The organism is Olleya marilimosa CAM030, from assembly GCF_000518485.1.
Lineage (GTDB): Bacteria > Bacteroidota > Bacteroidia > Flavobacteriales > Flavobacteriaceae > Olleya > Olleya marilimosa.
Genome location: NZ_JADR01000005.1, coordinates 297,832 through 310,554, shown reverse-complemented (window position 1 = coordinate 310,554; position 12,723 = coordinate 297,832). Strand labels below are relative to the sequence as shown.

At 30.4% G+C, this 12,723-nt stretch carries 11 protein-coding genes; 5 read left to right on the top strand and 6 right to left on the bottom strand.

Annotated features, from left to right (window positions below; genetic code table 11):
* Positions 1 to 462 precede the first annotated feature (462 nt).
* The 5 genes from thrS (at position 463) to M890_RS0107370 (ending at position 4,649) form a co-directional block, all read left to right on the top strand.
* Positions 463 to 2,397, top strand: coding sequence for a threonine--tRNA ligase (gene thrS / locus M890_RS0107390; RefSeq protein WP_028282923.1), 1,935 nt, complete (start codon positions 463 to 465; stop codon positions 2,395 to 2,397).
* Between the two features lie 70 nt (positions 2,398 to 2,467).
* Complete coding sequence (gene infC / locus M890_RS0107385; protein ID WP_261375276.1) at positions 2,468 to 2,977, top strand: translation initiation factor IF-3; 510 nt, start codon at positions 2,468 to 2,470, stop codon at positions 2,975 to 2,977.
* A gap of 61 nt (positions 2,978 to 3,038) precedes the next feature.
* A complete protein-coding gene (gene rpmI, locus M890_RS0107380; protein ID WP_028282921.1) occupies positions 3,039 to 3,236 on the top strand; it encodes a 50S ribosomal protein L35 in 198 nt (65 codons plus the stop codon).
* A gap of 98 nt (positions 3,237 to 3,334) precedes the next feature.
* The gene (gene rplT / locus M890_RS0107375) at positions 3,335 to 3,679 is read left to right on the top strand and encodes a 50S ribosomal protein L20 (RefSeq protein WP_028282920.1); all 345 of its coding nucleotides are present in this window, start codon (positions 3,335 to 3,337) and stop codon (positions 3,677 to 3,679) included.
* 163 nt (positions 3,680 to 3,842) lie between these two features.
* Complete coding sequence (locus M890_RS0107370; RefSeq protein ID WP_028282919.1) at positions 3,843 to 4,649, top strand: Cof-type HAD-IIB family hydrolase; 807 nt, start codon at positions 3,843 to 3,845, stop codon at positions 4,647 to 4,649.
* Here M890_RS0107370 and M890_RS0107365 read toward each other — a convergent pair.
* From M890_RS0107365 to M890_RS0107340, 6 genes are all read right to left on the bottom strand, one after another.
* The gene (locus M890_RS0107365) at positions 4,639 to 5,643 is read right to left on the bottom strand and encodes an adenylate/guanylate cyclase domain-containing protein (RefSeq protein WP_198018202.1); all 1,005 of its coding nucleotides are present in this window, start codon (positions 5,641 to 5,643) and stop codon (positions 4,639 to 4,641) included. The genes M890_RS0107370 and M890_RS0107365 overlap by 11 nt on opposite strands.
* A gap of 90 nt (positions 5,644 to 5,733) precedes the next feature.
* Entirely contained in the window at positions 5,734 to 6,003 is a 270-nt protein-coding gene (locus tag M890_RS0107360) for an EF-hand domain-containing protein (RefSeq protein WP_028282917.1), read from the bottom strand.
* 175 nt (positions 6,004 to 6,178) lie between these two features.
* On the bottom strand, positions 6,179 to 9,016 hold the full coding sequence (locus M890_RS0107355; RefSeq protein ID WP_028282916.1) for a LamG-like jellyroll fold domain-containing protein: 2,838 nt from the start codon (positions 9,014 to 9,016) through the stop codon (positions 6,179 to 6,181).
* Between the two features lie 102 nt (positions 9,017 to 9,118).
* The gene (locus M890_RS0107350) at positions 9,119 to 9,787 is read right to left on the bottom strand and encodes a LytR/AlgR family response regulator transcription factor (RefSeq protein WP_028282915.1); all 669 of its coding nucleotides are present in this window, start codon (positions 9,785 to 9,787) and stop codon (positions 9,119 to 9,121) included.
* On the bottom strand, positions 9,780 to 11,480 hold the full coding sequence (locus tag M890_RS0107345) for a tetratricopeptide repeat-containing sensor histidine kinase (RefSeq protein ID WP_036597267.1): 1,701 nt from the start codon (positions 11,478 to 11,480) through the stop codon (positions 9,780 to 9,782). The genes M890_RS0107350 and M890_RS0107345 overlap by 8 nt, the downstream gene beginning before the upstream one ends.
* A gap of 1 nt (position 11,481) precedes the next feature.
* The gene (locus tag M890_RS0107340; RefSeq protein WP_036597266.1) at positions 11,482 to 12,666 is read right to left on the bottom strand and encodes a hypothetical protein; all 1,185 of its coding nucleotides are present in this window, start codon (positions 12,664 to 12,666) and stop codon (positions 11,482 to 11,484) included.
* Positions 12,667 to 12,723 lie beyond the last annotated feature (57 nt).

Sequence of the window (12,723 nt, the reverse complement as noted above, 5' to 3'; positions counted from 1 at the left end):
AACATCCGTTACGTCGTTTTCGGGGTGCAAATATACAAGCCTTTTTCATTCCCACAACCCTTTTCTTAATCTTTTTTTGTTTTTATTTTAACTCAAACCTTTAATGCTTTATTATTAACAGGTTAGAGTCTGATGTTTTTTGAATTATTTTTTTAACTTAAGTTTTCTGATAAACAAGTATTGCTGCCTTTATTTAATTTGCTTACTGATATACAACGCGTTAGGGATAGAACGGTATGTTTGAGCTCTTTTTTTACCATTGCTTCTTTTAATAGATCTATTAATTAGTCTATAACATCTATTATATTGAATAGAGTAAATTATAGGCTAAAAAAAAGCGAGTAGTGATAGCCCGACCCTTTGGGTAACGCCAATATTATATTATTTTTATTTAGTATTACTTATTAGTTGTATTGTCATTCTATTATTATCCTATTATATTTGTGGTCTAATTTGATATTGATGATAAAAATTACTTTACCTGATGGTAGTGTGAAATCTTTTGAAAAAGATTCTACACCTATGGATGTTGCTAAGAGTATTAGCGAGGGATTGGCAAGAAATGTTATTTCGGCAAGTTTTAATGGAACTACTGTTGAAACTTCTACGAAATTGACAACGGATGGATCTTTGGTACTTTACACTTGGACTAATGATGAAGGGAAGAAAGCTTTTTGGCATAGTTCTGCACACGTATTAGCTCAAGCTATCGAGGAGTTATATCCTAAAAGCAAATTAACTATAGGACCTGCTATTGATAATGGGTTTTATTATGATGTAGATTTTGGTGACAAAACAATTACTGACAAAGACTTTAAGACGATTGAAAATAAAATGTTAGAGATAGCTAGAGGTAAACATGAGTTTGCTATGCGATCTGTAACTAAAGCAGAAGCTTTGTCTTTATATAAGGACAATGAATATAAGACTGAGTTAATTGAAAATTTAGAAGATGGAACTATCACTTTTTGTGATCATTCTACTTTTACTGACTTATGTCGTGGTGGACATATCCCTAATACTGGGATAATTAAAGCTGTAAAAATATTGTCAGTTGCTGGTGCTTACTGGAGAGGTGATGAAAATAAACCGCAATTAACACGTGTTTATGGAACGTCTTTCCCGAAACAAAAAGAATTAACAGAGTATTTAGCTCTTTTAGAAGAAGCAAAAAAACGTGATCACAGAAAACTAGGTAAAGAATTAGAACTTTTTACTTTTTCTCAAAAAGTTGGTCAAGGTTTACCTTTATGGCTACCAAAAGGTGCTGCTTTACGTGAGCGTTTAGAAAACTTTTTAAAAGAAGCACAGAAAAAAGCTGGATATGAAATGGTTGTTACTCCGCATATTGGACAAAAAGAACTTTATGTTACTTCCGGTCACTATGCCAAATATGGTGAAGACAGCTTCCAACCTATTACTACACCAAAAGAAGGTGAAGAATTTTTACTAAAACCAATGAATTGCCCACATCACTGTGAGATTTACAACAGCATGCAATGGTCTTATAAAGATTTACCAAAGCGTTTTGCTGAGTTTGGTACTGTATATAGATATGAACAAAGTGGAGAATTACATGGTTTAACTAGAGTTAGAGGTTTTACTCAAGATGATGCACATATTTTTTGTACTCCTGATCAATTAGATCAAGAGTTTAAAAACGTAATTGACTTAGTATTATATGTATTTGGATCTTTAGGATTTGAAAACTTTACTGCACAAGTCTCTTTACGTGATCCAGAAAAGCCAGAAAAATATATTGGAAGTCTTGAAAACTGGGAAAAAGCAGAACAAGCTATTATTAATGCTGCTAAGGATAAAAACTTAAATTATGTTATTGAAACTGGCGAAGCTGCTTTTTACGGACCTAAGTTAGACTTTATGGTTAAAGATGCATTAGGTAGACAATGGCAATTAGGAACTATACAAGTAGATTATAATTTACCTGAACGTTTTGAACTATCATATAAAGGAAGTGATAATGAAACACACAGACCTGTAATGATACATCGTGCTCCTTTTGGAAGTATGGAACGTTTTATTGCAATTTTACTAGAACATACTGGAGGAAATTTCCCACTTTGGTTGATGCCAAATCAAGTTTCCATATTAACTCTTAGTGAGAAATATGAGAAATACGGTGAAAAAGTTTTAACTTTGCTAGAAAATCACGAAATTCGCGCACTTGTAGATAACAGAAGTGAGACTATTGGTAAGAAGATTAGAGAGGCAGAAATGAACAAAACGCCTTATATGATTATCATAGGAGAGCAAGAAGAAGCGGAAAACAAGATATCTGTAAGACAACATGGCGGTGAAGATTTAGGCACGATTAGTGTAGATACCTTTGCAGAAATTGTTAAAACAGAGATAAATAAAACAAAAAGACAATTTTAAAATTAAGTTTAACTAAAATATATAAGTCATAGCAATACGTAGAAAAAGATCAAGAGGTCCGGCAAGAATCATTAAGGAAGATCAGCACAACATTAACGGTAAAATTAGAGCAGAAAAAGTGCGTCTAGTTGGAGAAAATGTTGAAGTAGGAATCTATACCACAAAAGAAGCAAGAGAATTTGCAAGAGAGCAAGAACTTGACTTGGTAGAAATTTCGCCTAAAGCAGATCCACCTGTATGTAAAATAATGGATTACAAGAAGTTTCTTTATGAACAGAAGAAGCGGGAAAAAGCATTAAAATCCAAGGCTACAAAAGTTGTTATCAAAGAAATTCGATTTGGTCCTCAAACAGATGACCATGATTACGAGTTTAAAAAGAAACACGCCGAAAAATTCTTAAAAGAAGGTGCAAAGCTAAAAGCTTTTGTTTTCTTTAAAGGGAGATCAATTGTGTTTAAAGAGCAAGGACAAATATTATTATTACGTTTAGCTCAAGATTTGGAAGAATTTGGAAAAGTAGAACAAATGCCAAGACTTGAAGGAAAACGTATGACCATGTTTATTGCTCCTAAAAAATAAATATTAGCCTTTATTAAGGACAAAAATATTATAAGCGAAATAATTAAAACTAGGAAACAAAATGCCTAAAATGAAAACAAAATCTAGTGCTAAAAAGCGTTTCAAGCTAACTGGTACTGGTAAGATAAAAAGAAAGCACGCGTTTAAGAGTCACATCTTAACAAAGAAGTCTAAAAAACGTAAGCTTGCTCTAACGCATAGTACTTTAGTACACAAAGCGGATGAGAACAATATTAAAGTAATGATGCGTTTAAAGTAACATTACCTTAATTGGTTACAAATTATTTATAAACCCTGGAGTTAGGCCTTTACAAAGTGTTAATAATTAACCGCCTACTACAAAAAACAATTTAAATTATGCCTAGATCAGTAAATTCTGTTGCCAAAAGAGCCAGAAGAAAAAAGGTGCTTAAACAAGCAAAAGGTTACTTTGGACGTCGTAAAAACGTTTGGACAGTAGCAAAAAACGCGGTTGATAAAGCTATGCAATATGCATACAGAGACCGTAGAAATAAAAAGAGAACTTTCCGTGCATTATGGATCACGCGTATTAACGCAGGAGCTAGATTACATGGAATGTCTTATTCACAATTTATGGGTAAAGTAAAAGCTAACAATATCGAATTAAACCGTAAGGTTTTAGCTGATTTAGCAATGAACAACCCAGATGCTTTTGAAGCAATTGTAAATAAAGTAAAATAAGGGCATTTTGCCATTTGTATAACAATACTTCGCTTATAAAATAGAAAATCCGATTCTTTACTGAATCGGATTTTTTTATGTCTTTTAATTATAACTTAACTATAATATTTGTTTTATAACCAACATAACAATTAGATTTACACCATAAAATTAATAACTAAAAATGACTTTAAGCCAAGTAAAATTAATAGTATCAGATTTAGATGGAACCTTATTAAACTCTAATCATCAAGTCAGTGATGAGTTTTTTGAATTGTTTAAAGTATTAAAATCAAAAAACATACTATTTGTTGCTGCTAGTGGGAGACCATATTATAGTATGATAGACAAATTAAGTAGCATTAAAGATGATATTATTATAGTATCAGAAAATGGAGGATTAGCAATTAAACAAGATAAATTACTGATTTCAAACACTTTTAAAAAGGACAGCCTTGACACTATTGCTAAATTAGTTATTGATTTAGAAGCTGCACATCCTGTTTTTTGTACAAAAAACAAAGCTTACGTAATAAGTAAATCACAAAAGCTAATGTCACTTTTAAGTGAGTACTATTCCAACTATCAAGTTATTGACAATGTTTCTGAAATTAAAGAAAATGTTTATAAAATAGCCTTATACCACGAAGAGAGCTCAGAAAAGCACATATACCCTTATGTTAAGCATTTAGAGGATGATTTTAAAGTTAAAGTTTCTGCAAATCATTGGGTTGATATATCAGAAAACATTGCTAATAAAGGTCATGCCATTAAGCATATACAAGAACTTTATAATATTAATGAAACTGAAACTATGGTTTTTGGTGATTATAATAATGATATAGAAATGCTTAAGTTAGGACACTTTAGTTATGCTATGGATAATGCACACCCTAATGTAAAAACCGTTGCAAACTTTAAAACAAAATCAAATAATGAAAAAGGTGTTGAAATTATTATAAAACAACTGATTGAAAGTCTTATTGATTAATTCTATTAATAGAAAATAAGTTAAGCTTTTCTTCTTTTCCTTTTAATGCTATGTTGCCTATTGATGTAAGTTTATACTTGTGTAATTTTAATTTTTGTAATAGCTTTTCAGAAATAAGTAATGTTTCATCATATTTATTACATTCACCTTGTATTCTAGCAGATGTATTTATAACGTCTCCATGATAAGCTATTTCCTTTTTAATAGTTCCAACTTCTGTCACGATTAGCTTTCCACCATGCAGTCCAGCTTTAAATTTAGGTGTTAAACCAAATTTTTTAAGGTATAGTTTTTCATTTTTTAACAACTTATCTTGAAATTTAAAAAATAATTCTACACAGTTATTAGCTTTTAGTCCTTTATCAAAAGGCCAACTTACTACTGCCTCATCACCAACATATTGATATATCTCTGCATCATAGTTAGTAAGTACACGATTTAAATCATAAAAACATTTTTGAATTAACTCACTATATTTAAAGTGTCCTAATTGTTCTGCAATTGTTGTGGAAGCTTGAAGGTCCAAAAACATAAATATTCGTCTCTCTTCTCTTGGCTTTTTATATTTACCTATTAATTGATTAAATAAAACCCCTTTTCCAAAGTTGTCTTTTGCTATTTTTAAAAATGAAAAAACTAATGAACAGACAATAAAATATCCAACAACTAACCAAAATACTTTGTTTTGAATCCACCAACCTGAGTCATTAGGTAAGTTTCTATCAATTTGCTCCTCGATAATGCTAACTATAAAGTTTGCAGATAGAATAAGCATTATTAGGTATATTATGGATTTTTGTAACACCACAACACCAGTAGCTAATTTATTTAATTGAAGTTTATCAAATAAAAATTCGACAATAGCATACACTATTCCAACAACAAATCCAGAAAACACACCAAACTCTAACCATTGTGTTATAGGTATCACTCCTTGTTCATAAGTTAAAAATGCCTCACCTCCTTCTACTCCTACTTGATAATAACGTATCATAATAAAAAGGCAGAAAGCAAGAGACCAAAAACTTATTGTTGCTATTAATAGTCGTATAAATTGTAGGCTTGTGTTTTTCAAATCAAAATATTATTGAGAAATCTCATCAATTGCAGCTTTAAACTCTGACCAACTAATTAATTGATCTCCGTCTTTATCATACCCTTCAATTAGTTTTGAAGCTATTATACCACGTATAAAGCCACTAATTTCTGCTTCTTGCAAAAGGTTTTTAATTTCTGCTTTTGATAATTTTTGATCTCCATTACTATCAAAAAACTCGAATGCTTTTTTAGGTGTATCAAAATGATTGGTAATTAGTATTTCAATTTTTTTTAATATTTGGTCTTTTGTTGACATTATAATATTGTTTTTGTTTTAACATAATTTAGTAAAAAAAACACTTTTTTTTAATATTGTTTTGTTAAACAACACTAAAATATCCAATTTGCTATAAAGAACCCCAAAAACACTATTGCAAAAAAAAACAGCGTTGTAGTTAACAACGCTGCTTCTCGACTTATACTAAACTTCCCTAGTGTTTAATAACTCGATTAATAGCTTCTTTTTGATCGATCTTCGTCTTTATAATATATATCCCGTTTTGATAACTGGTTAAATCTAATAGGAATGCATCACTTCTGTTTTTTGAGTTTAAAAGTAATCTTCCGTTTAAGTCGTAAACAGATATTTCAAAATCTTGAACTTTTGATAACGAGATTTTAACGTTATCTGTTGTTGGATTTGGGAATACTTTTACTTCATTAATTAATACAGTAGACACTGATAGCGTTTCATCTGTTACATTAACTTCGTTTGAAACTACATTACAACTAGCAGTACCATTCATTACAACTCTAAATTGAAAAACAACGATAGAAGAAAGATTATCTCCTGAAATTGTTAACGTATTAGTTGTAGAACCAGAAACATCCGGATTAGTTAATGAATCGTCTAATGGCATCCAGGTACCTCCTTCTCCATCACCATCTTCAAAAAACACTTCCCATTGATATGAAGAAACATTTGTTGCAGACACAGTAAATACCACAGTATCATCTGTTTCGGTAATCGTTTGGTTTTGTGGTTGAGACGTCACGATAGGTGCAATTCCTATAGGTGATCCTGCTAACCAATTACTTGTATTACCTGTTAAACCAAAGTTTATTAAATTACCATTGTAAACATTTGTAGTAGCATCTAATAATGTAGTTACTGATGTGTTATCTTCTGCATCTATCCCTTGATTGAATTGATAGTATGCTAATAGGTTAGCTTCGTCACCTTCCAATTGACAATTACCTGTTGCATTAACATCGTCAATAGATAAGGCTGTATTCCAAATTCTAACTTCATCTATTTCTCCTTCAAAATAAATTCCTGGAGTTAAATTACTTGCTCCTAAAACTATATATCCAAAATTTTGGTTAGAAAAACTAGTATTTGTACCAATTAAAGTCCCATCTACATACAGGCTTCTTTCCGAGAGTGTAACAATTTCTGTAACATGATGCCAATTATCATCATTAAAAGTTGTTGTTGATGTTATAAAGTTTGCTGAACCATTATAAACATAAGACACTAGGTTTCCGTTTTGTAAATAAATGGTTTTATTAAAACCTCCTGAGTTAGGCATTCCTGTATCAGAAAAATTAAAAATTGTACTATTAGCACTTGTAGTTTTAAACCAAAACTCATGTGTATAATTTAAATTTTGAGTAGTAAACGTACCGATGTTTATATTAACGTAATCATCTACACCATCAAAGCTTAAGTGTGTTGCAGGAGCCATGACATTAACAATAATCTCTGTTTTTTCACTTTCACATCCATTGGCATTTGTACTTGTTACCCAATATGAAGTAGCTCCAATAGTTGTTGTACTTGGTATAGGAGCAGTTGTTGATCCAACTTGTCCAGTTTCTGATGTATACCATATTAATTCTGATCCATTGGCTCCTAAAGTAGCAGTTAATGGCATTGCACTATCATTTTGAAAATAATTTACTGGACTACTAACAATTGCTTCAGAAGGAACAATTGATCCACTTACAACTGGAGAACCTGCTAACCAATTAGATGTATTTCCTGTTAAAGCAAAATTAGTTAACGACCCATTATTAGCATTGATAGTTGCATCATTTAGAGTTGTGAAAGCTGCATTTTCATTAGCATCAAGACCTTCATTAAATTGATAATAAGCAATAAGACCTGCTTCATCACCTTGTAACTCGCAATTTTTACTACCATTAATTTGTTCTTCTGTTCTTACGACATTCCAAATACGAACTTCATCAATAGATCCATTAAATAAGTTATTTGCATCATCATAAGAACCTATATGAATATCATTACCATTATTTGGTGCTGGAACATTATTATTTGAATCTATCAAAATTCCGTCTTTATATAATTTTAAAGTTTGAGTAGCGTAATCATAACTCACCACTACATGATACCAAGTATTTAATGATAATACATTTGAATCTTCGACAGCATTCCAAGTACCATTATGACCAGCAGATAACACTCCATTAGGTACCCAAAAAGCATTTTGTCCAGAACTGTCTGAGCCTGAAATTATATTACTTGTCTGATTAATTGCATCTATAGAAATCCATGCCTCTTTTGTGTATGACTCTGGCAATATATTACCACAATCAATAAAATCATCCACTCCATCAAAATTTAAATGTGTAGCGGAATCACCTACATAAACATTTATAGCTTGTCTTTTACTTTCGCAACCAGTAAAATCACTTTGAGTTACATAATAAGTAGTAACACTTGAAGTGTTAGTATTTGGAATAGGTGCAGTAGTAATTGGCATTCCACCAGAATTTGAAGTATACCATTTAAGGTTCGTTCCGTTTGCTGTCAAGGCATTAGCTAACTGACCAACAGTGTAGTAAACATCCTCTACTAATGGATTAGAAGGCATTGTTCCTTCTGGACTTGTAGCTGTAAGTGTAAAACTTTCAAAAATAAAATTTGATGATGTCGTATTACCAATTGTCCATTTAATTAGAAACCCTTCAATTGGTAGTAAGTTTGCAGGAACATTAAAAGAATTACTAGTAGGACTGTCGGTTACATTAATAGTATTTATCAAATTCTCTCCAGAACCATTAACAGCATACATTTTAATAGTTCCGTTTCCTCCGGTTTCTAAATCAAAAGTATAATTAACATTAATATTGGTGTGACATTTTGAGAAATTTGAAAAATTTTCTATTTCATATTCTTGTCCCGATGTCCAACTTGATTGCTGATATATACCAATTACCTTGCTGTAAACGTGATCATAGTTTTGAGCTTTAGAGAAATTGAGACTTATAAAAGTCAATAAAAAAAAGTAAAGTTTTAATTTCATAAATAATAGATTAGATAGATTTGTTAAGGATGCCAAAACTAACTTTTAATCTATTATGTATTATTATTAAGGGACAAAGCGCATCACTTTGTATGTAAACTGCTATTTAAATTGTTTAGCATACGTCCTTGATAATGGAATATCCAAACCATTTATAACTACTGCGTTTGAAGTGACGCGTTCTATCTTATTTTTGTTTACTATATAAGAGCGATGCGTTTGTTTAAATCTATCTGTAGGAAGTTTATCCATAACAGCCATTAATGATTGTCTAATAGTAAATCTTTTAGTTAGGGTATAAATATTTACATAATTACCTTCTGCAACAAAATATCTTATATCCGAAAAGTTTAAATTAACAATATCGTATCCATCTTTAAATTGAAAGATTTGCGATTGCTTTTTGTAAATCGCTAAATTTATGGTCGCTAAAAGGTCCAGCCTTTTAATTGGTTTAGTTAAGTAAGCTGCTGGATTAGATTTTAGTGCTTCATTCATTAATACTAAATCATGTTGACCTGTAATAAAAACAACTGTTGCGTTGTTATTTTTAGATTTAGCTAACGATATTCCTTCATTTTCTCCTTTTAAATTTATATCCATTAATATAATATCAGGTAAGAATGAAGTCATTTTAATTAGTGCAGTTTCCTTGTTATTAGCGATTGTAATATGTTTAAAATTTTCTTCAAGCAATAATTCTTCAATATAATCCGCTATAATAATCTCATCCTCTACAATTAGAATTTTTGTATCGTATAACTTATTCATCATTTATTTTTTTAGACATTGAAAAGGTAAAACCATTATCTGTACTTATATCATAATTCATTTCTAGTTGACGACATATTTTATCTACTAATTTTGGTTTAATAAATTTATCTCTAACAGATATTCCGTTATCACTATACCTAAATAATAACAACCCATTATTTAACCTTAATGTAAAATCTATGACCTTATAATCTTGTTGTTTAAAGGCATGTTTAATAGAATTAATCAACAGCTCTGTTAATAATAGTCCTAAATACATAGCTTGATCTGTATTAATTTTGAATGATGTAATATCAAAATTAGTGCTAATATCATTTTCTTTAAACACATCAAAAAAACTAACCTTAACATCCCTTAAGTAACTAGAAATATCTACACTTCTTTTATCATCATTTTTATACAAATGTTTGTGTAACGTTGAAATTGCCTCAACTTTAGTTAGTATATTTTTAAGCTGAATTCCTTCAGCTTCTGACGCTTTTTTAAGTTGATTTGTGATTAGTATAACAACCAATTGTAAATTGTTATTAATCCTATGATTGGCTTCACTTAACAAAAACTCATTTTCTTTAGACAGTAATTGTAGTTGCTTATTACTATTTCGTGATCTCTTTAATAAAAAAGCAATTAATAATGCTACTCCTATTACAAATACAATTAATACTAATGCAATATATAGGTTTACCTTATTAGAGGCTAACGCTTTTTTTTGATTGATAATTTCAAGATTATTAATCTTAATTTGGTTCTCTTTATCTGCTAGTTTATATTGAGTTTCTAAATTTATTACTAATTCTTCCTTTTTTATTTCGTTATACTTAGTTGTTAATTCTAATCGTTGTTTTAAATATTGATAAGCTTTTTCTGTATCATTTAATCTAAAATATAAGTTTTGAATATTATCCAAAAAAATAATTTGGTTGTATAAAAAATTATTGTTTTTTGAAAAATCTGCAGCATATAAAGCTGCAGCCAGAGCTTTATTTAATTGATTGCTTCTGGCCAGAGCCATAATATAGCTTATATATGCATCCGCCTCTTGTTGGTGCATATTATTTTGTTTTGAAAAATCAATTAACTCTTCTATATATTGTATGGATGTGTTGTAGTCTTTTTTACGCTCATAAACTCCAGATATCTCTAATAGAGAATAAAAGATACCATCCTTGTCGTTTATTTTTTTAGCAAGGTTTAAAGATTTATTAGAGTAATAGAGTGTTGAGTCATTTATGTTATAATACTCTGTAAAAAGTGCTGCTTTACGATTAAAATATTGAACTAATAAACGATCTTGAATTATAGTGTCTTTTAAAATAACAGACGCTTTATTCAATTGTTGTATAGCTTCATTATGCTTAGCTCTTTTCCTAAAAAACTCTGCTATTTTAACGTAATATAAAAATTCTAACTGTTTATCTTTTAATTTTTTTATAACATTAAAGGACTTAATGTAATTATCATTAGCATTTTTATAGTCCAATTTTAATTTATAGACATCCGCTAGTCCAAGAAGTAGGTTTACTTCTTGTTTTTTACTTCTAGGGTTAATTAAATGCTTTTGGTAAAAATCTACAGCTTGATCTAAATTATTTTTATAAATTAAATCTTGACCAAATTTTATTATACTATCTGTCTGTGAGACATTGACTTGATAACATAAAATAAAAATCCAGAATACAAAATTTTTCATATTAAGTCTTCTGCTTTTTCTTTTTAGCTGCAGGAAATAAGACATTGTTTAAAATAAGTCTATAACCAGGTGATGTTGGATGTAAAGATAATTCGGTTTTTGGATCACCTACTTGATGCGTATAATCTTCTGGGTCGTGTCCACCGTAAAAAGTAAAAAACCCCTTACCTTTTATACCATGGATGTATTTAGCTTCTCCATTAGTTTTGTTTTCTCCCATAATTAAAACATTAGATTTAATTTGGTCTCTGGTAAAAGAGGTGGTTTGTCCCATAAAACCTTTAACCAAAGCTGTATGATTTTGACATAACATAGTAGGAATTGGGTCCCATTTTGCTGAAAAATCCATTAATGAAAAATAATCTGTCTCTTTAGGGATTTTGCGTTTCATGGTCATGTCTATACTAGAAAATTCGTATACTAAAGGACTACGCTCTAAAGTATAATCTTTAAAAGCAAAGGTTTTATCAAAGTCAATTTTTGCTTGATAATTTCCATCACTTGCATCTCCATCAAACATTGGCTCGCAAATATCAATACCATCTGCCGATAATGCAATATCAAAACTTTCAGTAGCGCTACACATGGCAAACATAAAGCCACCACCTACGACGTAATCTCTAATTTTAAGTGAAACATCTCGTTTCTCTTCGGATACTTTTGTGTAACCTAGTTTAGTGGCTAATGCTTCTGCATCCTTTTTTTCTTGTATGTACCAAGCTGCTTGTCGGTACCTACCATAAAATTTTCCGTATTGACCAGTAAAATCTTCGTGGTGAAGGTGCAACCAATCGTATAACAACAACTCATCTTTTAAAACCTCTTCATCATATATGGTTTCGTAAGGAATTTCAGCATAACTTAAAACCATGGTTACTGCATCGTCCCATGGAAGCTTACCTTGTGGAGTATAAACCGCTATTTTAGGTGCTTTTTCTAAGACCACAGCTTCCATATTTTTACTTGGACTTGCTATTTCTTTTAAAATTTGTTCGGTTTTTGTGTCAGAAATAATTTCGAAACTAACTCCTCTAATTTTACACTCACGTTGGATTGCCTCGCTATCAGGTAATAAAAAAGAACCACCTCTGTAATTAAGTAGCCACTTAACTTTAACGTCTTTTTCTAGGCTCCAGTAAGTAATTCCGTATGCTTTTAAATGATTTTTTTGAGTATCTGCATCCATAGGTATTAAGATGTAGGATGCAAAACCTTTTGAAACAAACAGAAAAAGAATTAGAAA

What these genes read in the sequence shown, in the direction of transcription:
- thrS (WP_028282923.1), top strand. Translation starts at nt 463, where the DNA reads ATGATAAAAATTACTTTACCTGATGGTAGTGTGAAATCTTTTGAAAAA.
- rpmI (WP_028282921.1), top strand. Translation starts at nt 3,039, where the DNA reads ATGCCTAAAATGAAAACAAAATCTAGTGCTAAAAAGCGTTTCAAGCTA.
- rplT (WP_028282920.1), top strand. Translation starts at nt 3,335, where the DNA reads ATGCCTAGATCAGTAAATTCTGTTGCCAAAAGAGCCAGAAGAAAAAAG.
- M890_RS0107370 (WP_028282919.1), top strand. Translation starts at nt 3,843, where the DNA reads ATGACTTTAAGCCAAGTAAAATTAATAGTATCAGATTTAGATGGAACC.
- M890_RS0107365 (WP_198018202.1), bottom strand. Translation starts at nt 5,643, where the DNA reads ATGATACGTTATTATCAAGTAGGAGTAGAAGGAGGTGAGGCATTTTTA.
- M890_RS0107360 (WP_028282917.1), bottom strand. Translation starts at nt 6,003, where the DNA reads ATGTCAACAAAAGACCAAATATTAAAAAAAATTGAAATACTAATTACC.
- M890_RS0107355 (WP_028282916.1), bottom strand. Translation starts at nt 9,016, where the DNA reads ATGAAATTAAAACTTTACTTTTTTTTATTGACTTTTATAAGTCTCAAT.
- M890_RS0107350 (WP_028282915.1), bottom strand. Translation starts at nt 9,787, where the DNA reads ATGAATAAGTTATACGATACAAAAATTCTAATTGTAGAGGATGAGATT.
- M890_RS0107345 (WP_036597267.1), bottom strand. Translation starts at nt 11,480, where the DNA reads ATGAAAAATTTTGTATTCTGGATTTTTATTTTATGTTATCAAGTCAAT.
- M890_RS0107340 (WP_036597266.1), bottom strand. Translation starts at nt 12,666, where the DNA reads ATGGATGCAGATACTCAAAAAAATCATTTAAAAGCATACGGAATTACT.